The following is a 20,235-nucleotide window of genomic DNA, read 5'->3' as shown; positions in this document are numbered from 1 at the left end:
GGGGAGGCGGACGCCGGTCGCGTCCGTGCCGAGCCAACCAGGGGAGGGCGATCCCGCGCCGAACGGCCGGTGTCCTGGGGATGAAACCCGTGGTTCGGGGGTTCGACCGGCCTCCTGACCCGCCCCGACCAGCTCCCCGACCAGCTCCCCGACCCGCTCCCGGACCCGCTCCCGGAACCGCCGGTCTCACTCCCAGGTGAGGCGGCGGGCCGTGGTCACCTCCAGGGGGGAGGCGCCGAAGTGGGCGGCGAGCAGGACCCGCCCCTCCTCGGAGCGGGTGTGCACCACCGAGCCCTGGGAGACCCACCGACGCCACGCCCGCTCGAACGCGAGCGCGCCCTTCCGGTTGCGGGCCAGGGCGGAGGGCACCGCGTGGAACACCGGCACGGTCGTGTCCGTCGGCGTCACCCCGGAACCGTCTCCGGTCCCGGCCCCCTCCTGGTCGACGAGGACGTGCCGGGGGACCAGGTAGCGCAGGTCGCCCACCAACGGCCCCAGGGTCTCGTCCAGTGACTCGGTGAACAGCTCCGCCGAACCCGGGTCGGTGAGCGTGAACCGGTACACGCCGTCGGTGTCCACGTGGACGCGGACCCCCTCGGCGCCGGTGGCCGAGCGGCCCGCCCAGCGCAGCGCGTCGGCCACCGCGCACGCGTACCGCGAGGTCCCCACCGGTTCGCGGGCCAACGCGCGGACGCGAGCGGCCTCCCGCTGCCTGCGCAGGGTCTCCCGGCGGATCCGGCGGGTGTCGCGCCACCAGTGGACCAGGGCCGCCAGGCCGAACCCGGCGGCCACGGCGAGCGGCCCGATTCCGAGCGACCCGAGTCCGAGGGACGCGAACACCAGGCAGAGCGCGGCGGCGGCCCCCAGGACGAGGGTGGGCACCAGGTGCCGGGCGGGCGGTGTGTCGACCGGCTCCGGATGGATCACCTGATCCCCCACCAGCACCTCGGGTGGTCCGGGAAGTGCCAGGTCCAGGCCCGCCTCCGCAGTCTCCGCCGGTACCGCCCGCCCCGTGTGCACCCGGAGCGTGGGCAGCACCAGGTCCGCGTAGCCCGCGCCCAGACGCCACCGTGCCCGGGTGCCCTCGCGGTCGGCCGCGCGCCCGGCCATCCGGCGGTTGACGCGCGCCGGGTCCTCGGGCGGGTCGTACGGGGACAGCTCCGGGTCCACGTGCGCGACCCCGCTCATCACCTCGCCGTCGGCGCCCACCCCCAGATAGCCCTCGTGCTTGCGCACGAACCTGCTCCAGTCGGCCGCGCCGCGCGGGTGCCCCCGGCTCACGCACACCACCGACCAGGTGTGCGCCACCTTCTCCGGCCACTCCGGGTCGAGGCGCAGCGCCCGCCCCCGGCTCTGCACCACCGCCGTGGGAGTGGTGGCGGTGGTCAGGTCCACCACGGTGTTCACGCCGCGCGCGTCCCACCCCTCACCGAGCAGTGCCCGTGTCCCCACCAGGACCTGGCAGCCGCCGGACTCCAGGAACCGCGTCACGACGCCCACCCACGTGCGTGAGGTCCAGGAGCCCTCCACCGAGTGCAGGCCGCCGGTCTCGCGGAGGGCCAGCTCCACCCCGGGCAGCTCGGCCCGGGCGAACTCCAGGAGCGCCGCGCCGGTGCCGGGTCCGGTCGCCACGGTGCGGCCGGTGACCAGGACCGGATCCAGCGCGGAGGTGCGCGGGTCGGCGGCGAGCTGGCTCACCTGGAGCCAGGCCGAACCGGCGTCGTCGGGGAGTACACCCCGGAGCGCGGCGGGGGCGCGGGCGGAGGCGCGTTCGTGGTCGCACAGGACCAGCGCCCGCAGCCGGGGACCGAGGGCGTCCCTCTCCGCGGCGAGGATCTCCACCGTGGCCAGGGACTTCGCGGCGCTGCGGGCCAGGACCCGGTCCACGGGGGAGGTGCCGCGGCGAACGCCGTTGCGGGTGAGGTGGTGGCCCACGGACGGCAGGGCGGCGCGGATCCGCTCGCGGGCCTCCCTGTCCCGCGCGGAGTCGTCCAGGCAGTTCCTGGCGTAGTCACCGATCAGCGCCGTCCAGTCCTCGGCCCGCGGAGGGTGCCGGTGCCGTTCGTGGACCCTCGCCCCCTCGGGCAGGGCCACCAGCCCCCGGTGGTGCAGGCGCAGCACGGCGTCGGTGAGCTCCGGTTCCCGGACGGCCAGATCGCCCCACCCCACCCGGCCGCCCTCCCGGGTGTCCCGGGTGACGAAGCGCGCGTCCAGCCAGGGCAGGAAGTCGGTGGTCGCGAACCCGGGGGCGAGCAGGTCCGTGCACATCTCCTCGAACCTCGCCGCCTGTCCGGCCAGGTACTCGTCTTCGGTCAGGGTGGGCTCGGTGACGTGCACGAGTTCGGCGAAGGGGGCCAGGTACCCGTCCCGCACCAGCGCGGGGATGGACGCGCCGGTCACGGGCGGGCCGAAGAGACGGTCGACCAGGTCCCGTTCCGTCGCGGTGAGGCTCGCGGCGGGGGTCCCGGTCAGCCCGACCACCCGGGTGTCGGGGAGTTCGTCGAGGATCTCGGAGAGCAGCCGTCCCCACACCTGGAGGAGGTGGTGGCACTCGTCCAGCAGGAGCGTGAGCGGACCGGCGCCGTGCAGGGCGTCCACCAGGGCCCGCCCGTTCGCGTGCAGCCGGTCGCGGACGGGCGTGGCCGAACGCCCCTCCTCGTCGGTCTCGGCGTCGGGGTCGAAGACGGCCAGCGACTGGTAGGTGAGCACGTTGACGGCGTGCCCGAGGTCCCGGCCGCTCCCGGCGGAGCACCCCTCGGGGCGGGCGAACCCCTCCCAGTGCCGGATCCACTGCCCCTGGATGGCGGTGTTGGGGACCAGGACCACGGTCCGGCGGCCCAGACGTCGGGCGGCCTCCAACCCGACGAGGGTCTTGCCGGACCCGGGCGGGAGCACGACCCAGGTCCGCCGGGCGCCGTCCGTCCAGCGCCGGTCCACCTCCGCGAGCGCCTCGCGCTGGTAGGGGCGCAGCTCACCGGGCCAGGCGGCGCCGCTCAGCGGTGCCGCGTCCCGTGGCGGTCCCCCGGTCTCCGACATCCCGCCAGCCTAGCCAGGGCGGTCCGGTGCGTCCGTGGCGGGCCTGGGTCGGGTGGTGGGCCCGCCGTCTCGGGCGGACCCACCGCGCCCCTCACTCCGAACGCAGCCCCTCCGGGCGCATGGTGCGCAGCAGCGCGGGGATCGCCAGCAGGGTGGTCAGGAACGCCACCCCCATGCCCGCTCCGACGATGACCAGGGTGTCCGTCGGGATGAAGGCCGGGGGGATGCCCGCCAGCCGTTGCACCAGGAGGCCGAGTGCGGTCCCGACCGTCGCGGCCAGCGTGACGCCCAGGAGCACGGGCAGCGTGGTCTGCCACAGCACGGACGCCACCAGTGTGCTCCGCCGTGTGCCGAAGGCGGTGAGGACCGCGTGCACCCGCCTGCGTTCGCGGACCTGCTCGACCGTGCCCACCACCAGCCCGGCGGCGATGACCGCCAGACTCGCCAGGGCACCGGCGATGAGCGCGTCACGGATGTTGACCATGCCCGAGTAGGTGGCGCTGAGCATGGGAAAGCCCACGTGTGACGTCGGGTCCAGAGCCACGGCCGCGAACCTGAGCTCCTCCTCCATCTCGGGGACGGACGGGTCGACGCGGATCCAGACCGTACTCCGGGTGGCGATCTCCTCGGGCACCGCGGCGGCCTCCGGGGTGGCCAGGACGACGTCGGCCGCCGTCAGCCCCATCCCGCTCCACGGGTGTTCGACCAGCGGCCCCTCGAACCCGGTGAGCCGGGGCACCGTCCACGCGCTCTCGGCCCTCTCGTCCCTGGGCCGGACCATGACCGTGTCACCGGCCGCCAACCCCGGCACTCCGCTGAAGGCGTCCCCGGGGGAGCACTCCGGCAGGTCGGCCATCTGCCGGAGGGCGGCGCAGCCGGCGACGTACACCACGACGTCGGAGCCGCTGTCGTCGACGCCCCACACCCTGCTGAAGGTCACGGCCTCCTCCACTCCGGGGACCCCCGACACGGCGTCGGCGGGGTCGTCGTCGGTCGGCGGCATCATCAGCTCCGCCTGGACCTGGAACCCGGCCGCCCCGAACGCGTCCTCCGTGTACGCCTGCGCGCGGGTCTCCGCCCGTTCCACCGTCGACTCGGCCCAGGCGTTGGCGAACAGGCTCTGCAACGCGATGGCACCGGCGACGGTCACCACGATCCCGCTGACGGCGCGTGTGGGACCACCGCCCGCCGCGCCCAGACGGCGCAGGGCCAGCTGGAGCGAGAGGGGTCCGCCCGAGGCACGGCCGAAGAGGCGGTTCACCACCCAGGGCAGCACGGCGGTCGTACCGAACAGGGCGGCCAGGAGCCCGATCGACACCAGGGGGAACCACGTGCCCCCGGTCAGGCCGAGACGCCCGGTCAGTTCGGGGTTCGCGCTCAGGACGATGAGTACGAAGCCGAGGACGAGCAGCAGCAGACGCCACCACAGCCTGGGCCGCTGCCGTTCGGCTCGCCGGACGGTGCCGAGCGGTTCGACCACCACGCCCTTCAGGGAAGCGAGCACCACCCACAGGGACAGCAGCGGAACCCCGACCAGGACCAGGAACCCGAGCAGGGGCTGCGGTGTCACGTCGGACGTGAAGAGCCCGGAGGACACCGGCACCGACTCCACGACCGGGCGTCCCAGAAGGAAGAACCCCACCCCGAGAGCCAGACCGAGCGCGACCCCCGGAAGGGTCTCACCGGCCGCGACACACCGGGTGGCCCTGCGGTCGGCACCCATGAGTCGCAGTGCGGCCAGGCGGCGGTCGCGCTGTTCGCCGCCGAAGCGCACGGCCGCGCTCAGGAACACCACGACCGGGGTGAGCATGACGACCACGCCCACCACGCCGAGCAGCAGGACGATCGGTCCCGCCAGGACGGGACTGGGCTCGCCGCCGAACTCGGTGATGCGGACCCCGGCGTTCTCCAGGGACAGGTCGTCGCTGCCGAGGTAGAAGGCGAGCTCGCCAGGGCCCATGAGGCCCTCGGGCCCGATCTCCCCGACGACGGTGTGGTGGTCGAACCCCTGTCGGAGGGCCTTCGCCCCGGGGCCGTCAAGGACCTCGGCCAGGGCGGGGGAGAGCACGATCTCGCCGTGGCCGGGGATCTCGGCCACCCCCGGTGGGAGCGGGGGGTCGGAACCCTCGGCCCGCAGCACCCGCCCGTGGATCTCCCGCCCGTCGTACTCGGTGCCAGCGAGACCGACCAGCAGCGTGTCGTCACCGGCGGGGGGCTCCGGATGGGGTGCCGCCTGGTAGTCCACGCGATCCGCGGCCCGCTCGGCCAGGTTGTCCAGGATGGTCGGCAGGGAGGCGGCCAGGAGCAGGGCGGCGGTGGCCACGCCCACCCCGATCGCCGTCAGCACGGATCGGAGGACCACCTCCCGCCCGCCGCGCAGGGAGAGCTGCGCGCCCAACCAGAGGTCCTTGGGCAGGGACGAGCGGACCCGGTCCGCGCCGGTCCCGTCCTCGGAGCCCCCACGCGGGCTCATTCCGGTCCTCCCACGTTACGGGTGCGGCCGTCCCGGCACACGACCTCGCGGTCCGCGTAGGCGGCCACCCGGGGTTCGTGCGTCACCACGACGACGGCGGCCCCGCTCTCCCGGGCGGCGTCCGTGAGCATCCGGATCACCCGTTCCCCGTTCAGGGAGTCGAGGGCGCCGGTGGGCTCGTCGGCGAACACGACGCGGGGGCCGGTGATGAGGGCCCGGGCCACCGCGACCCGTTGTCCCTCCCCGCCCGAGCACTCGCCCGGGGTCTTGCGCGCGAGTTCACCGACGTCCAGCCGGTCCAGCCACTCCGCCGCCGTGCGTTCGGCCCGGCGGCGGGAGTGCCCGCCCAGGCGGAGGGGGAGGGCGACGTTCTCCAGACAGGAGAGTTCGGGGACGAGCTGCCCGAACTGGAAGAGGAAGCCGAACTCGGAGCGTCGCAGGGCACTGAGCCGGGTGTCCGAGGTGTCGACCAGGTCCTGCCCGTCGTACTCGATCCTGCCTTCGTCGGGTCGCACCACACCGGCCAGGCAGTGCAGGAGGGTGGACTTCCCGGAACCGGAGGGGCCCATGATCGCGACGATCTCGCCGGGGTACAGGCTCAGGGAGGCGTCCTCTAGGGCCTGGGTGAGGCCGAAGGACTTGCGCAGTCCCGAGGCCGCGAGCAGGGGCTTCCCGGGCTCCTCGGGGAGCTGGTCGGGCAGGGTTCGGGGGGTGGGTCGGGTCATCGTCCGCGGACCTCCCCGGCGAGGTCGTTCAGTCGGGCCGCGGTCAGTTCCAGCCAGCGCAGGTCGGCTTCGAGGTGGAACAGGGCGTGGTCGCAGATGAGCTGGTCGGAGAGGTCGCCGTTCGCCTTCCGGCGGGTGAGCTCGCGCATCTGGCGCAGGTGCTCGGCGCGTTGGACGTCGAGTACCCCGTCGGCCGGTCGGCCCGTGAGGAGGGCCAGCACGACCTTGGTGTACAGGGTGCTCTGGAGGTAGGGCTCGGGGGTCTCCGGGTGGGAGAGCCACTGCTCCACGTCGGTGACCCCGGCCTCGGTCACGGTGTACCGCTTGCGTTCGGGGCCGGCGCCGGGCTCGACGGTGTCCACCTCCACGAGCCCGTTCTTGAGAAGCCGGGAGAGGGTCGCGTAGACCTGCCCGTAGGCCAGGGGTCGTTTGGTGGCGAAGCGCTCGTCGTAGGCGCGCTTCAGGTCGTATCCGTGCTGGGGGCGGGTTTCCAGCAGTCCCAGGAGGGTCTGGCCGAGTGACATGCGTCGACTATACACACGATGTATACGCGATGTGTATAGAGCCCGGAGCGCCCGCACACTCGGGGGTGCCCCGGGGGCGGGGGACCTCGGGCGTCAGGGCCGTCGGCGGTGGGGCGCCGACTCGGGTCGGCGTCGGCTGGCCCGGCTCGGATCGTCCGGAGGCGGTCGGGAGGCAGGGGTGCGGGTTCCGGTCGGCGGAACGGAACCCGGCCTGGCCGGGTGGATCACCCGTGGCGGCGGTACCGCCCAGGCGGCGGCCCGGGACGGGGCGCGCGGTGACGCCGGGATTCCGTGGATCGGAGGCGTTCCGGGTGCGGGCGGCGCGGTCGGGCGTCACCGGTTCGGGCACGCGGACAGGAGCTCCCGGCCCGGCTCACGACGCGGGTCGCTGCCAGGGGAGCCGTCCGTCCGGTCAGTGCTGGTGCTGCTCGTCCGGTCTCGCGACGCGCTTGGCGTCCTCCTCCGCACGGGCGGCACGGCGCAGGCGGTGCCAGGAGGTGGCCCAGCGGAGGCGTTCGCCCTCGTCGGTGCCCACGCAGGCGGTGACGAAGGCCATCAGGAACACGTACCCGGGCAGGTCCGTGCCCTCCAGCGCGCGCTGGAACTTGGCGGCGCTGACCACGCCCCCGCACTTGTACTCCAGTTCCAGGTACGACCAGCCGCCCGCCCAGGCGAGGTAGCGGCGCATGGTGAGGAGGAACTCGGCGGGGGTCCGCGCGTCCATGGGGTTGGGGCGCCGCTCGGCTTCGGGGCGCACGCTCTCGACGGGATCGACGGGGAGGCTCATGGGTTCGGAGGGCACGTGGTCCAGCCAACCGTCCCGGTGTGGTGTGCGGTTGGGTCCGGTCGGTTCGAGGAGGCCCGGGACACTCACACGGTCTCCTTTTCGGCGGTCGGGGTGACGGCCTGTGTCATGGGAGGACTCTCCAGTACCCGTGGGTCACGGGTACGGACAAGGGGGGATCTGAGAGAGCCGACCGTCTGAGAGGGAGCGTTGTGGCGGGAACGCTGACCGGCCGGTTGCAGGGAATCTACCTGAAGAAGGCGAAACGCGAAAGCGCCTGGTGTCCGCGTCCGCGGGAGGCGTACGTCTCTTTTTCGAGGTGACGGCCTCGCGGCACCGTGTTCTGTTGGGAAGTTCTCTCAGAAAACGGATTCCCGGTGATCGTTGGTCCCAATGTAAACGTCAGCAATGCCGGGAACATTCTTCTCCCAGTTCACTTGGGTTCCACTGGGAAATGATCTTTCTTTTTCGTCAGATTCGGCGCCCGAAACCTCTGATTTTCGGGTGTCCATAACCCGGCGAGGGTCAGGGGGTCCACCAGAGTGCGGTGGCGTCGTCCCGTACCTTGCCCCGTGGGAACCGCTGACGGGTGGGATCAGCCTCCTCCAGCTCCCGGACCCGGCGCACCAGGGACCCGGGGCCGCGGTGCCGGACCAGATCGAACGCGCCCTCCCAGGACAGGTCCCCGAACACCTCCACGGCCCGGCTCGCACCGTCGGTCATCGCGAGGAAGGGGCCCAGGGGAGCCGTGCCGACCACGGCCTCCTCGGCGGCGCGGGGGTCGGCGCCCGCCGTCCAGAAGCCGCCGGGGACGTTGCGCCAGGCGCGGACGTCCCCCACCCGGGGCCGCAGGTCGTCCAGCCGGGTGTCCGCGATCAACCGGACCCCGCCGTCCCCCTCGGTGAGCAGCACGGAGTCCGACAGCACCAGGTACTCCAGTCGGTCCGCCCCGACGCGGACCGCCACCACCGTGGCCGAGGGCGTCTCCCGGACGCCGAGGTCGCAGGTCCCCTCGTGCAGGGACGACACGGCGGTGACCGCCTCCGCCAGCGCGTCGCGCGGGGCGGCGCCCGCGTCCAGCCCCGCGAGCAGCAGCGAACCCAGGCGCCGGGTGTGCCAGGCGACCCCGTGCGAGCAGCCGTCGTCCAGGTCGGTGGGGGCGCTCACCCCGTCGAGCAGCACCGCGACCGTGGCGGTCGCGGCGGCGAAGTCCTCGTTCGGACGGTCGGGGCGTCCCGGGGCGGTGGCGATGAGGAAGGGCACGAGCCCCCTCCTACCCGCGACGGGCGCACCGACACGGGAGGAGGGGGAGGGGGTTCGGTCAGCGCACGACCACGGTGGTGTAGACGTCCAGGTGCCCCTGCTCCCACAGCCAGTCCATGGCGGCCAGGCTCACGCGGGCGCAACCCTTGGAGGCGGGCTGGGCCGGGACGCTGGGGTACCCGTGTACGGCGATGCCGCCGTTGAAGTACTTGGGACGGTAGAGCGCCCCGTAGGGGCCCGGGTCCCAGGCGTCGACGTCACGGAAGACCGAGTACTCGCCCGTGGGCGTGGTGGCGATCCGCTCGGAGCCGTCCGAACCCTCGTAGGGCTGGCCGGAGCCGGTGGACGTGTGGATCACCTTCTCGACCGCGCCGTCGACGACCACCAGCAGCAGCTGGCGTTCGAGGTCGATCTCCACCGCCGTGCCCGCGCTCGTGGCGGAGGGCACCGTGCCCTCTTCGAGCGCGGTGCGGGTGGCGGGGCCGACGATCCCGTCGCGGTCGATCCCGGCGGCCTTCTGGAGCGCGATCACGGCCTGCTCGGTGTGCGGGCCGAACTCGCCGTCCACACCGTCGATCCAGTAGCCGAGCGCGGACAGTCTCTCCTGGAGGGCGTTCACCTGGGCGCCGGAGTCACCCGTGCGCAGGTCCGAGGTCACTCCCACGGGGGAGGACGCCGAGGCGGGGGTCGTCGGGACGGCGTGCGCCGGTGCGGCCAACAGCGCCGAGCCCACCGCCAGGGCGCAGGCCGCCCCGAGGGTGAGGGTCGTAGTGCGGAGGGTGTTCCTTGCGAGGTGTGATCGGGGGGAAACCATAGGTTCCATTTACCCACAAGTCCGCCGCCGTCCCGGATTCGGGGCGGCCGAGATCCGCACGGCGGGCTACTCGAAGCGGGAGCTGCGCACCGGGCCGGAGGTGGACACGGGCAGACGCGGACCCCGGGCCCAGCGGTCCGCGACGGCCTCGGCGAAGGTCGGCAGCGCCGGGTCCGGGTCCTCGGTGTCGGCCGCGACGATCCGTTCGGCCAGCTCCTCCTCGGGCGACTCGTCGGCGGGGACGCGCTCCACCTCGTCGTCCACCACCCGGAGGTGCTCGCCCCACGGCGACGCGACGTTCTGGTGCAGCACGGAGACGACGTCGGCGGTGACCCCGGGCGGGGAGGTCCAGCAGGAGGCGTGCTCGAACAGGACCTGTCCGGGAGCCCGGGGCACCAGATCACGCACCAGGTCCGGCTCCGAGTCGGTCAGGTCGTAGGCGACCACCAGGGCGTCCGAGCGCTCCGGGTCCACCGGGACCACGGGCAGGTCCAGTACGCGGGCGGCGGCCAGCCCGAGGACGCGGCTGGAGCGGTCCGGGAGCGGCATCACGGCGTCCGGTCGGCTCCCCGCGGCCTCCAGCACCGAGGCGAGGTCGCGGAGCCCGATCCGGCACGCCTCGTAGGAGTCGCCCAGGTGGGCGTAGCGGCCGTTCATACCCTCGTCGAACCCGAACGGGGAGATCTGCCCGAGCAGCGCCCCGGTCAGGGCGAACTGCCATCCGCGCAGGTCCCGGCTGTCCAGAGGGCCCGCGGCCCCGGCCGCTCCGGCGCGCTCCACCATGCGGGTGATCCGGTCGTGGGCCAGGTCCCAGCCGTCGTCCTCGGGGGTGGACAGGCGGGCGAGGACCTCCCGTGCGGTGTCCACGTCCCCGGAGCACAGGGAGTTGTACGCGAGCAGGTAGCCGCCCGGCCAGTCCGGCAGGACGTCATCCCAGGCGCGCAGCTCGCGGACCGCGTCGGAGTGCCGCTCCTGGTCCTCCAGGGCCGAGACCAGCTCCCACAGGGCGGGGGCGGCCGCCGGGGCGAGCCGACGCGCCGCGCGCAGGGCCGGGACCGCCAGGTGCGGGGCGCCGGCCTCCAGGCACTCGAACCCGAAGTCGTAGCAGGCCTGGGCGCTGTCGGGATCGGCCCGCAGGGCCCGGGAGGCGGTCGAGAGGTCGTCGAGGCCCACGGCGCCGGCGACCGCCGAGGCGAACGCGGCCAGGTCCCCGAGCGGCAGGTCGTCCGCGACGTTCCTCAGGGAGTTCACGGCGGCCGGGACGTCCCCCGCCTCCAGCAGCTTCCAGGCGCCGGGGAGTGCCGATGTCATGGTGGTGCCCTTCGCTCCGGGTACGGGCCCCGTTCAGGACCCGCGGTGGTCCGGCACCCGGCCCCGTCGTCCACGTCGGCGGTGCGGTCTGCGACCAGGGGTTCCCGCCCGGTCGGCGCGTGCCCCCGCCCTGTCGGCGGGGGCGCGGTCACCGACCCAGCGGTACCTCAGCCAGGGAACGGGCCACCTGGGCCAGGGCTCGGCAGCGGGCGAACTCTACCGGAGTGAAGGGCAGCCCCGCACGGTGGACGGTCAGGGCGCCCCGCCGGGCGCGGGCAGGGTCATGACGGTGCCGGACAGCTCCTCCCGTGGCCCGGACGATCGCGGCCACGCCCCCTCCGCTCCCTCCTCGCCCCCGTGGACGTGTCGTGGCCCCGCATGGCGGACCTCGTGGGCGGCGGCGAGGGCGATCAGGCAGCGTTCGAGTGTGGTCGCACCGGTGACCAGCGCGTCCACCATGGTGAGTGTTCGGCTCGTGGTGTCGCTGAGCTCGTGGACGTCGGCGGTGCGCACCACGGCGCGACGGGCCCCGGCGTCCCGCACGGCGCGGCGCAGGTCGGCCTCGTCCACGTTCGGGGGCACGGTCACGAAGAACTCGTCGACGGCGTCGGTGCCGTCGGGGTGGACCTGCATGAGACGGATATCGACCCCGAGTGCCGCGAATCGGCCGGTGAGGGCGGCGAGTCCGCCCGGCACGTCGGCGACGGTGACCCGCACACTCCAGAGCCGGTCCTCGACGGGGGAGGTGGAGCGGGTGCGGTCAGGGGGGAGCGTCGTGGCCGGGTTCGCGGGTGTACGGCGGCGGTGTCTGCGCCAGCGGTGCAGGGCGGAGAAGGCGAGGAGCAGGACCCCCAGCGCGATCAGGGCCCGGATGCCGCTGTCGCTGTGTCCCAGGGAGACCACCAGCAGGTGCGCCGCTCCGGCGGCGAACAGCAGGGTCCCCGTCTCCAGCACCTCACGGCCGAGGAAACCGTGACGGTCGTCGTGTGCATGGCTGCCACTGAAAGCGTCCATACCCCCGAAGATCCCAGGCCCAGGTTGCGTCCGTCCTTCGTCCCGTGTCGCCCCGGTAACGACGGAGAGTGATGTCGCTCACTGTCCCGGTCTCGTGGCTCGGGGTACACGGCGGTGGTCGTTCCTCGCGGACACGCCGTGCGGATCGTTCGACCGACCTCGGTCGACGGGGGTCCCGGCGCGGGCGCCGGGGAGTCGGTTCAGGGAAGGTCGATGACGTCGGTGACGTCGATGTCGATCCGCGCCACCCGCAGTCCGAGCCGGTCCTCGACGAAGGCGCCCATGTCCCGGCGCGCCGTCGCGGTGGCCTCGGGGATGACGGTGCCGGTCAGGACCCGGGCGGTGGCGGCGATGACCAGGCCCTCCGGGGTGTCCTCGATCCGGCAGCGGCCCAGGACCAGGCCCCCGGCCGGGTCCACGCGGGCCCGCAGCATCGCGGAGACCGCCGAGTGGCGGATCCGCGTGTCGCCGGGGGCCCCGCCCGAGCCGGTGTCGGGCAGCCGGAGCGTCCTCCGGGAGCGCCCCTCGGCGCGCACCACGCTCATGACGTCGTCGAGCAGGCCGGGCGGGGCGGTGACCTGGCGGTCGTCCTCCAGCGCCGCGCCGAGCGCCGACAGCAGGGGTCGGAACTCCTCGGTGGTGGCCCGGCAGTGCGGGCAGGTCCGTTCGTGTTCGGTGACGGTGCCCGCCCGGAGGTGGTCCAGGAGCGCGTCGGCGGAGGTGCCGCAGGGCAGTCGTTCGTGGTCGTCGGACGGTTCTACCGCCATGGTTCGAGCGCCTCCACGAGATGGGTACGCGCGCGGTGGATGCGCCCGCGTACGGCGGTCGGGGTCGTGTCGACGATCTCCGCTATCTCCTCATAACCCAATCCTTCCATTTCCCGGAGGACCCAGCAGATCCGCTGCGGGGGCGGCAGGCCGGACAGCGCCGCGCGCAGGGCCTCGTTCAGGTCGGTGGCCAGGGCGCTGTCGGCGGGGCCCGCGCCGCGTTCCCTGAGCGCGGAGTGGTCGTCCTCCTCGGCGGGGTCCTCGGGGCGGCGGGCGCGCAGGGCGTTCAGCGCGAGACGGCCGACCATCCGGTGCAGCCAGGCGGGGAACGCCTGCGGGTCCCTGAGGTCCGGCAGCCTGCGCCAGGCCGTGATCAGGGCCTCCTGGGCGGTGTCCCTGGCCTCGGCGGCGTCGCCGAGGGTGCGCAGGGCGATGCGGTAGACGGTGTCCTGGTGGCGGCGCACCAGGGTCTCGAAGGCGTGGTCGTCACCGTCCTGTGCCCGTTCCACGAGCACGCTCTCCGGTAGTGCGGTGTCCGTGTGCATCTGCGGGGTCCAGCTCCCGAGGCCGGGTCAACTACCTGTGGTCAGAAGGTGACCACCTTACGCAAGGTCGCCCCGATGTCTAGTGTGGTGCAGGTCACATCAATATGAGCGTGAGCCGGAGCCCTCCGGTCGTGTCCTCCACGTGACGGCCCGAACAGAACGAAGGGCCGCGACGAACCGTCCGCACCGATCCGCAGGAGCACCCCATGGCAGCCAAGGACCCCGCGACCGCCCGCACCGACATCCACGAGGCCCCCGCCCCGACCGCCCTGGACACCACCTCGTCCGGGCGCACCGACCGCGCCTCAGCCCGCTCCGCCGAGCAGGGGCGCACCGACATCGCCGACCACGTCGTCGCCAAGATCGCGGGGATGGCCGCCCGCGAAGTACGCGGCGTCCACCAGATGGGCGGGGGAGCGGCCCGGGCCTTCGACGCCGTCCGCGAGCGCATCCCCGGCTCCACCTCCACCAACGCCGCCGCCCGGGGCGTCTCCGTCGAGGTCGGCCAGACCCAGGCCGCCGTCGACATCAACCTGGTGGTCGAGTACGGGATCTCCATCCCGGACCTCGCCGGAGTGGTCCGCCGTAACGTCATCGCCGGGGTGGAGCGCATGACCGGCCTGGAGGTCACCGAGGTCAACGTGACCGTCGACGACATCCACCTGCCCGACGACGAGGCCCCGGAGGCCCCGTCCGAGCCGCGCGTCCGCTGACACGCGCCCCCTCTCACAGCAGCTAAGGAGCACGAACGATGTGGTCGATCGTCGGACTGGCCTACGGGTCGTTCCTCGGCCTGGTGGCCTACTTCGGCGGGTTCGGGGCCTTCCTCCTGGTCCTGCTCCTCGGGGCGGTCGGGTTCCTGGCCGGGCGCGCCTACGCGGGGGAGACGGACCTGTCGCCGCTCTTCTCCCGCGAGCGCTCGGGCAAGGACGCGCGATGGTGAGCGCCACGGTGGTCGACCCGGTCCGTCCGGCCGCCACCGGGGTCGAGGCACGCGCCGCCCGCCGCGTCGCGGTGCGCACCTTCCGACCCCGGCGGTCCACCGCCGCCGTCCTGGTCAGTGCCGTCACGGCGCTGGTCGCGGGGGTGGCCGCCGCCGAGCTGATCGCCACCCTGGTCGGCAGCCCGCTGCGGATCATCCCGCTGGAACGGGTCACCGAGCCGACCGTCGGAGTCCACTGGGACGGCCCTGAGATGCTCGTGGCCTCCGCGGTCACCGCCGTCGTCGGTCTCTTCCTGCTGCTCACCGCGCTCGTGCCGGGACAGGGCAGCCACATGGTGCTGCGCACCGACGACCAGGACCTGGTCGTCGGGCTGTCCCGGCGGGGCCTGTGCCAGCTGGCAGAGACCTCCGCCCGTGAGGTCGCCGGGGTCACCGGTGCCCGCGCCCGGGTCCGGCGCCGCACCGTCCGGATCACCGTCCGTGCTCCCGCGCCGGTCGACACCGGACTCCGGGGGCGGGTGGAGGGCCTGGTCCGGGACCGCCTGCACGATCTCGACACCGTCCGTCCGGTGCGCGTGCGCGCTAGGATCCGCCGGGTGGAAGGGGGGCTCCGGTGAGGCGCCACCCGCACCGTTCGGCACGTCGGACCACTCGGGGGAACCGGCAGGGGCTGGCCCTGGTCGGCGCGGTGCTGACGGCCGCGGGCACGGCCGTCCCCCTGCTCGTCCACGGGCCCGTCGACCTCCTTCCTCCGGGAGCCTCGGGGGAGACACTCGGATCGGTGGGTGAACTCCTCGCCCCGCACCTGTCCGCGCCGTGGGTTCCGTACGCGGCGGCCGGGCTGGCCGTGGTGGTGGCGGTGCTGGCCCTCCGCTGGCTGGTCGTCCAGGGGCGCACCGCGCGGGTGCCCTCGCTCCGCCTCGACGAGGGGGAGCGAGGCCGCACCGACGTCGCGGCCCGCGCCGCCTGTTCCGCCCTGGCCAGGGAGGTCAGCGGCTACCCGGGTGTGCGCAGGGGTCGGGCCCAGCTGACCGAGTCGTCGCGCGAGCCCTGCCTGCGTCTGGACCTCGTCCTGGCCGAGGACACCGACCCCACCGCCGTGTGGCGGCGGTGCCGCGACGGTGCGCTCACCAGACTGCGGGTGTCCCTGGGACTGGACCGGCTGCCCACGGTGCTCCGCATCTCGGTCTCCGGGCAGCCGTCCGGACGCGAACTCGCCTGAACCCGCCGCGCACACGCGCGGGTTCCGGTTGAGCGACGGGGGTGGCGCGGGCCCCGGGCCACTGGGGAGGACCCGGCACGGCCCCCACCCCCGTCCGACCTCGGTTTTCTCCTCTGGAGGGCTCCTTCGACGAGACTTCCGAACGTTGAGTGCCCTGCCCTGCACCCGTCACCTCCCGGACCGGAGCACGCCCGTGTGGTGCTCCGGTTCTCACGTGCGGACGCCCGAGGGCGATCGACCGAGGTAGGCACCGAACAGGCCTCGCGGGCCTCGCGTGCGCACGCCCGAGAGGCGATCGCTGAACGCCCTGCCACCTGGTACCTCCTCGTGTGGAGACTCCGCCCGTACGGTGCTCCGGTTCTCGCGTGCGCACTCAGAGAGACGCCCTCCGGTGAGGAAGGCCCCGGCCCACTGACCTCCACTCCGCATGAGGACCCTGTCCCCGCGACCTCAGCCGTCGCCTCTGGCGGTCTCCTTCGAGACGGCGGTTCTGCGGGCCTTCCGCCCGCCGTGGACGCAGCGGCGCATCAGCTGGTCGAGCGGGCCCGGCCGGTTCCGGACCTCCAGCCAGGCCGCCAGCACGAGGCTGACCGACCAGGCCAGCGCAGCCACCAGCAGCGCGCCGAAGGGACCCGCCTGGGTGCCCAGACCGACCAGGTCCGGGTGGAGCATCACCGCGACCAGCACCGAGTTCAGGAGGTAGAAGGTCAGCGAGCGCTGGCCCATCGCGGCGACCGCCCCGGCCAGCGGGCCCTTCCGGCGTTCCAGCCGGATGCCCCACAGGGCGAAGAGCGCCGCGTACCCGGCGCCGCCGAGCACCCCGCTGAGCACCTGGAGGGCCATGTACAGCCCCTCGGTGAGTGCCCCCGGGGAGAGCACGCCCTGTACGGTCAGCGCGGTCGGCAGTGCGCCCAGCACCGAGACCGAGGTGCACACGACCGCCACCCGGGTGAGGAAGCCCCGGTGCGCCTCGGGGTCGTCCAGCAGACCGGCCCGACCCGCCCGGTAGCCCAGGACCACCAGGATCAGCAGGGGGAAGGCGAAGGCGATGAACACCGGGCCGAACGGCAGGAAGACCAGCCGCTCGATCCAGTCCCCGGCGGTGAGGTAGCCGGGGACGGGCGCGTACTCCCCGGCGGCGTCCGAACCGTCCGCCGCGGCCATGCCGACCATGGCGAGCGGAACCGTGATCACGTAGAACACGGCGAAGACCACGGCGGCGCGCACGATGGCCCGGTTGGAGCGGAACAGCAGCCAGCCGGTGACCAGCGCCGCCAGGCCGTACGAGGTGAGGATCTCGCCGGGGAAGACGAGGAACGCGTGGACGAAGCCGAACAGCAGCAGGAAGCCGCCACGCCGCCGCAGCAGACGCCGGACCTCCCGCTCCGACGTGCCCCTGTCCAACTGCCGGGAGACCATCCAGGCCATCCCGTAGCCGAAGAGGATCGCGAACATCGGGAAGGCCCGGTTGTCCAGGAACAGGGTGGTCAGCAGCGAGGCCGCCCGGTCCTGGAGCGGGTAGCCCACGACGTCCGTGCCGAACCCGGCCCCGACGTACACCCCCGCGTAGGCCATCGCGATGAGCAGGAGCATGGCGCCGCGCGCGAGGTCGGGTGCCAGCCTGCGTGGGGCTCTGGTGGGTGGCCCGACCCCTGTTGTCGCCGACATGTCGATGGTCCCCTCTGTTCGTGGCACGCCTGGGAGTCTGGTGGCAGTCTTCGCCAACCGGTTGGTGCGGCGCATCGGTCAACCGGCCAGCCGATCGGCCAGAAATGGGTAGGCAGGTGGTGGGACGCGGTGCCCCGCGCGGCGCGGTCCCCGGCCGAGGGATCCCTGAACCAGGAGGCGGCATGAGCCGGTTCTTCATGAACGAACGCGAGACCCTGGTCGAACAGGCGTTGGAGGGGCTGGTCGAGGCCCACGGCGGACTGGTCGACGTCCATACCGACCCCCTCTTCGTCACCCGGCGCACGCCCGCCAGGGACAAGGTCGCGCTGCTGTCCGGAGGGGGCTCGGGCCACGAACCGCTGCACACCGGATTCGTGGGTACCGGGATGCTCGACGCCGCGGTGCCCGGCGACGTGTTCGCCAGCCCCACCGCGCTCCAGGTGCGCGCCGCCATCCGCGCCGTGGACGCCGGGGAGGGCACGGTGATGGTCGTCAAGAACTACACCGGCGACGTCCTCAACTTCTCGATCGCCGCCGAGCTCCTGGCCGAGACCCACCGGGTCGAGCAGGTGCTGGTCGACGACGACCTCGCCACCCAGAAGGAGGACGACGGCGGTCCCGGGCGCCGGGGCACCGCGGCGGTGGTGGCGGTGGAGAAGGTCTGCGGGGCCGCGGCCGAGGCCGGTGCGCCCATCGCCCAGGTACGGGCGCTCGGCCAGGAGGTGGTGGCGCGTTCCGCGACGCTGAGCGTGGCCTTCGAGGCCTGCACCAACCCGATGACCGGGAAGCGCTCCTTCGAGCTGGAACCGGGCCGGATGGAGTTCGGCGTGGGCATCCACGGCGAACGCGGGATCGAGACCCGCACCGTCACCGAGGCCGCCGCCCTGGTGGAGAGCCTGGTCGACCCGCTCGTCGAGTCCGTGGGGATCAGGCGGGGGGACTCGGTCCTGGCGATCGTCAACGGGCTCGGCGCCACCCACGGTCTGGAGCTCGGGGTGGCGGCCCGCGAGACCCGCAGGGTCCTCGACGGTAAGGGCGTCACCCTCGCGCGGTCGCTGGTGGGGCCGTACGTCACTTCGCTGGACATGAAGGGGCTGTCGATCACGCTCACGGCGTTGACCGACGACCTCGTGGAGTTCTGGGACGCGCCGGTGCGGACCCCCGCGCTGGCCTGGTGAGAGGAGCGACCATGTCCGACAACGAACTCACCGGTGCGGACGCCAGGGCCTGGCTGCTGGCCTTCGCGGACCGGGTGGTGGCCGACGCCGACGAGCTCACCGAGCTCGACCGACAGGCGGGTGACGGCGACTTCGGCTGGAACATCGGTTCCGCGCTGAAACGGGCCCGCGCCAACCTGGACGGCGACGACCCGGCCGGGGTCTTCCAGTCCGTCTCGGACACCTTCCTGGCCTCCGGCGGCACCAGCGGGCCGCTCTTCGGGCTCTGGTTCGGCCGCCTCGGCGCCGGACCTCCGGCTCCCTGGTCCGTTCCGGACCTGGCCCGGGCCTTCGAGACCGCCACCGGTGCCGTCCGGCGCCTGGGCGGGGCGGAGGTCGGTCACAAGACCATGGTCGACGCGATGGTCCCCGCGACGCGGGCCCTCGCGGAGACACGGGCCACCGCCTGGCGGGAGGCCCTGGGTGAGGCCGCTGAGGCGGCCCGGGCCGGGGCCGAGTCCACCAGCGGGATGATCGCCCACCGGGGACGGGCCAGTTACCTGGGGGAACGGGCCCAGGAGGTCCTCGACCCCGGGGCCGTCTCGATCGCCTGGTTCTTCGAGGCGGCCGACGGGATCTGATCCGGCCCCCTTCCGCCCCGGGTGCCCGGAACGGGTTTCGCGCGCGTGCGGGAGTCCGTGTACGGCGGGCCAGGAATCCGGGGGATGGCAGGGGTTCCGTGCGCGTGTTGGAGTCCGGTACCGGGAGCCCGTCACTGGGAGCCTTGTACCGGGTGTCCCGCCTCGGGAGCCTTGCCCGGGAGTCCCGTACCGGGTGTTTCATACCGGGGAGTCCCGTACCGGGTGTTTCGTACCGGGACTCTCGTACCGGGAGTTTCGTGTCGAGAGCCCAGGACCGGAAGCCTGGCACCAGGATTTCCGTGACGGGAGTCCCGGCACCGCAGCCGGGCCGGGAACCGGCGGGCGTGGGGCGTGGCCGACCCCATGGTGGAACCGGGGCGCCGACGCTCGGGGTTGCGTGCCGTTCGGTTGTCCACAGCCTGTGGACAACCGAACGGACCCGTGTCGGTAGTCTCCAGCTGGCGGCCCCGGCGCGGGCCCGCCGAACCGAACGAGGGAGCCGACCGTGGGTGCTGCAGTCAACGACCACAAGGTCATCGTGATCACTGGCGCGGGCGGGGGGATCGGCCGGGAGACGGCGCGGCGGCTGCTGGGCGACGGCCACTCCGTGGTGCTGGCCGGGCGGCGCCGCAAGACCCTGGAGGAGACGGCGGGAGAGCGTCCCGGAGCGGTGGTGGCCGAGGCGGACGTGACCTCCTCGGAGTCGGTCCGAGCGCTCTTCGGGACGGTCCGCGAGCGCTTCGGCCGCGTCGACGTGCTCTTCAACAACGCCGGGGTGTTCGGCCCCGCCGCGTCGGTGGACGAGATCGGGGACGAGGCCTGGCGCGAGGTCCTGGACACCAACGTCACCGGCTCGCTGAACTGCGCCCGCGAGGCCGCGCGGATGATGAAGGACCAGACCCCCGGCGGCGGGCGGATCATCAACAACGGCTCGATCTCCGCGCACGTCCCCCGGCCGTCGAGCGTGGCCTACACCGTCAGCAAGCACGCGATCAGCGGTCTCACCGCCTCGCTCAACCTCGACCTGCGGGGCCACGGGATCTCCTGCACACAGATCGACGTCGGCAACGCCGCCACCGCGATGACCGCTGGTTTCGGCGCCAGCGCACGACAGGCCGACGGCTCGGTCCGCCCGGAACCCACCATCGACGTCACGCACGTGGCCGACACCATCGCGCACATCGTCTCCCTGCCCCTGGACGTGAACGTGCCGACGGTCACCGTGATGGCCCGGGAGATGCCCTTCGCCGGGCGCGGCTGAGTTCCGCGAAGGCGTGGCGGCCCGGCGGGGGCCGTGCTAACGTCACTCCTTCGCGGCGACCCGGACCTGGCCTCCCGGCCCAGGGAC

The 20,235-nt window shown here is 73.5% G+C and carries 18 protein-coding genes and 1 pseudogene; 7 read left to right on the top strand and 12 right to left on the bottom strand.

From position 1 onward, the window contains the following. Positions 1-186: 186 nt before the first annotated feature. The 11 genes and pseudogenes from AC0VYL_RS27215 to AC0VYL_RS27165 all read right to left on the bottom strand — a co-directional run bounded on the left by AC0VYL_RS27215 (position 187) and on the right by AC0VYL_RS27165 (position 13,256). Positions 187-3,036 (bottom strand): DEAD/DEAH box helicase family protein, encoded by a 2,850-nt coding sequence (locus AC0VYL_RS27215; protein WP_475481870.1) that lies wholly within the window; start codon positions 3,034-3,036, stop codon positions 187-189. A 91-nt stretch (positions 3,037-3,127) separates the two neighbouring features. Then, a complete protein-coding gene (locus AC0VYL_RS27210) occupies positions 3,128-5,509 on the bottom strand; it encodes an FtsX-like permease family protein (RefSeq protein ID WP_475481869.1) in 2,382 nt (793 codons plus the stop codon). Continuing rightward, positions 5,506-6,234: an ABC transporter ATP-binding protein gene (locus tag AC0VYL_RS27205; RefSeq protein ID WP_475481868.1), complete on the bottom strand. Its 729-nt coding sequence runs from the start codon at positions 6,232-6,234 to the stop codon at positions 5,506-5,508. Before AC0VYL_RS27205 ends, AC0VYL_RS27210 begins: the two co-directional genes overlap by 4 nt. After that, complete coding sequence (locus AC0VYL_RS27200; RefSeq protein ID WP_475481867.1) at positions 6,231-6,758, bottom strand: PadR family transcriptional regulator; 528 nt, start codon at positions 6,756-6,758, stop codon at positions 6,231-6,233. The genes AC0VYL_RS27205 and AC0VYL_RS27200 overlap by 4 nt, the downstream gene beginning before the upstream one ends. 412 nt (positions 6,759-7,170) lie before the next feature. Continuing rightward, complete coding sequence (locus AC0VYL_RS27195) at positions 7,171-7,632, bottom strand: hypothetical protein (RefSeq protein WP_475481866.1); 462 nt, start codon at positions 7,630-7,632, stop codon at positions 7,171-7,173. A 435-nt stretch (positions 7,633-8,067) separates the two neighbouring features. Beyond that, positions 8,068-8,805 carry a hypothetical protein gene (locus AC0VYL_RS27190; protein WP_475481865.1) on the bottom strand — a complete coding sequence of 246 codons (738 nt, stop codon included), beginning with the start codon at positions 8,803-8,805 and terminating at the stop codon, positions 8,068-8,070. Positions 8,806-8,863: 58 nt separating this feature from the next. Then, positions 8,864-9,619: a L,D-transpeptidase family protein gene (locus AC0VYL_RS27185; protein WP_475481864.1), complete on the bottom strand. Its 756-nt coding sequence runs from the start codon at positions 9,617-9,619 to the stop codon at positions 8,864-8,866. Between the two features lie 66 nt (positions 9,620-9,685). Continuing rightward, positions 9,686-10,930 carry a hypothetical protein gene (locus tag AC0VYL_RS27180; RefSeq protein WP_475481863.1) on the bottom strand — a complete coding sequence of 415 codons (1,245 nt, stop codon included), beginning with the start codon at positions 10,928-10,930 and terminating at the stop codon, positions 9,686-9,688. 148 nt (positions 10,931-11,078) lie between these two features. Next, a pseudogene (locus tag AC0VYL_RS27175) lies at positions 11,079-11,944 on the bottom strand (ACT domain-containing protein). Between the two features lie 200 nt (positions 11,945-12,144). Continuing rightward, the gene (locus AC0VYL_RS27170; RefSeq protein WP_475481862.1) at positions 12,145-12,711 is read right to left on the bottom strand and encodes an anti-sigma factor; all 567 of its coding nucleotides are present in this window, start codon (positions 12,709-12,711) and stop codon (positions 12,145-12,147) included. Further along, positions 12,702-13,256 carry an RNA polymerase sigma factor gene (locus AC0VYL_RS27165; RefSeq protein ID WP_475457239.1) on the bottom strand — a complete coding sequence of 185 codons (555 nt, stop codon included), beginning with the start codon at positions 13,254-13,256 and terminating at the stop codon, positions 12,702-12,704. The genes AC0VYL_RS27170 and AC0VYL_RS27165 overlap by 10 nt, the downstream gene beginning before the upstream one ends. A gap of 206 nt (positions 13,257-13,462) precedes the next feature. On the opposite strand from AC0VYL_RS27165, the gene AC0VYL_RS27160 reads away from it, so the two are divergent. From AC0VYL_RS27160 to AC0VYL_RS27145, 4 genes are read left to right on the top strand one after another with little or no spacing between them, the layout of a single operon-like run. Further along, a complete protein-coding gene (locus tag AC0VYL_RS27160; RefSeq protein WP_475457237.1) occupies positions 13,463-13,969 on the top strand; it encodes an Asp23/Gls24 family envelope stress response protein in 507 nt (168 codons plus the stop codon). A gap of 38 nt (positions 13,970-14,007) precedes the next feature. After that, entirely contained in the window at positions 14,008-14,199 is a 192-nt protein-coding gene (locus tag AC0VYL_RS27155) for a hypothetical protein (RefSeq protein WP_475481861.1), read from the top strand. Beyond that, positions 14,193-14,816, top strand: coding sequence for a DUF6286 domain-containing protein (locus AC0VYL_RS27150; RefSeq protein WP_475481860.1), 624 nt, complete (start codon positions 14,193-14,195; stop codon positions 14,814-14,816). The genes AC0VYL_RS27155 and AC0VYL_RS27150 overlap by 7 nt, the downstream gene beginning before the upstream one ends. Further along, the gene (locus AC0VYL_RS27145; RefSeq protein WP_475481859.1) at positions 14,813-15,421 is read left to right on the top strand and encodes a hypothetical protein; all 609 of its coding nucleotides are present in this window, start codon (positions 14,813-14,815) and stop codon (positions 15,419-15,421) included. The genes AC0VYL_RS27150 and AC0VYL_RS27145 overlap by 4 nt, the downstream gene beginning before the upstream one ends. A gap of 450 nt (positions 15,422-15,871) precedes the next feature. Here AC0VYL_RS27145 and AC0VYL_RS27140 read toward each other — a convergent pair whose 3' ends face one another. Next, the gene (locus AC0VYL_RS27140; RefSeq protein ID WP_475481858.1) at positions 15,872-17,089 is read right to left on the bottom strand and encodes a DUF418 domain-containing protein; all 1,218 of its coding nucleotides are present in this window, start codon (positions 17,087-17,089) and stop codon (positions 15,872-15,874) included. Positions 17,090-17,271: 182 nt separating this feature from the next. Between AC0VYL_RS27140 and AC0VYL_RS27135 the strand changes: the two genes are divergently transcribed. From AC0VYL_RS27135 to AC0VYL_RS27125, 3 genes are all read left to right on the top strand, one after another. Beyond that, positions 17,272-18,267, top strand: a complete 996-nt coding sequence (locus AC0VYL_RS27135) for a dihydroxyacetone kinase subunit DhaK (RefSeq protein WP_475457231.1) — start codon at positions 17,272-17,274, stop codon at positions 18,265-18,267. 11 nt (positions 18,268-18,278) lie between these two features. Next, the gene (locus AC0VYL_RS27130; RefSeq protein ID WP_475457229.1) at positions 18,279-18,887 is read left to right on the top strand and encodes a DAK2 domain-containing protein; all 609 of its coding nucleotides are present in this window, start codon (positions 18,279-18,281) and stop codon (positions 18,885-18,887) included. 505 nt (positions 18,888-19,392) lie between these two features. Then, the gene (locus AC0VYL_RS27125) at positions 19,393-20,148 is read left to right on the top strand and encodes an SDR family oxidoreductase (RefSeq protein WP_475457227.1); all 756 of its coding nucleotides are present in this window, start codon (positions 19,393-19,395) and stop codon (positions 20,146-20,148) included. Positions 20,149-20,235: the final 87 nt, after the last annotated feature.

The sequence above is a fragment of the Nocardiopsis sp. iso_238 genome (assembly GCF_056173325.1).
This window is presented reverse-complemented; position numbering and strand designations above follow the sequence as displayed.

Excerpts from the sequence above, each read along its gene's own strand:
- AC0VYL_RS27185 (WP_475481864.1), bottom strand. The coding sequence starts at position 9,619 with ATGGTTTCCCCCCGATCACACCTCGCAAGGAACACCCTCCGCACTACG.
- AC0VYL_RS27180 (WP_475481863.1), bottom strand. The coding sequence starts at position 10,930 with ATGACATCGGCACTCCCCGGCGCCTGGAAGCTGCTGGAGGCGGGGGAC.
- AC0VYL_RS27155 (WP_475481861.1), top strand. The coding sequence starts at position 14,008 with ATGTGGTCGATCGTCGGACTGGCCTACGGGTCGTTCCTCGGCCTGGTG.
- AC0VYL_RS27135 (WP_475457231.1), top strand. The coding sequence starts at position 17,272 with ATGAGCCGGTTCTTCATGAACGAACGCGAGACCCTGGTCGAACAGGCG.
- AC0VYL_RS27130 (WP_475457229.1), top strand. The coding sequence starts at position 18,279 with ATGTCCGACAACGAACTCACCGGTGCGGACGCCAGGGCCTGGCTGCTG.
- AC0VYL_RS27140 (WP_475481858.1), bottom strand. The coding sequence starts at position 17,089 with ATGTCGGCGACAACAGGGGTCGGGCCACCCACCAGAGCCCCACGCAGG.
- AC0VYL_RS27165 (WP_475457239.1), bottom strand. The coding sequence starts at position 13,256 with ATGCACACGGACACCGCACTACCGGAGAGCGTGCTCGTGGAACGGGCA.
- AC0VYL_RS27170 (WP_475481862.1), bottom strand. The coding sequence starts at position 12,711 with ATGGCGGTAGAACCGTCCGACGACCACGAACGACTGCCCTGCGGCACC.
- AC0VYL_RS27200 (WP_475481867.1), bottom strand. The coding sequence starts at position 6,758 with ATGTCACTCGGCCAGACCCTCCTGGGACTGCTGGAAACCCGCCCCCAG.
- AC0VYL_RS27160 (WP_475457237.1), top strand. The coding sequence starts at position 13,463 with ATGGCAGCCAAGGACCCCGCGACCGCCCGCACCGACATCCACGAGGCC.
- AC0VYL_RS27215 (WP_475481870.1), bottom strand. The coding sequence starts at position 3,036 with ATGTCGGAGACCGGGGGACCGCCACGGGACGCGGCACCGCTGAGCGGC.
- AC0VYL_RS27210 (WP_475481869.1), bottom strand. The coding sequence starts at position 5,509 with ATGAGCCCGCGTGGGGGCTCCGAGGACGGGACCGGCGCGGACCGGGTC.
- AC0VYL_RS27205 (WP_475481868.1), bottom strand. The coding sequence starts at position 6,234 with ATGACCCGACCCACCCCCCGAACCCTGCCCGACCAGCTCCCCGAGGAG.
- AC0VYL_RS27150 (WP_475481860.1), top strand. The coding sequence starts at position 14,193 with ATGGTGAGCGCCACGGTGGTCGACCCGGTCCGTCCGGCCGCCACCGGG.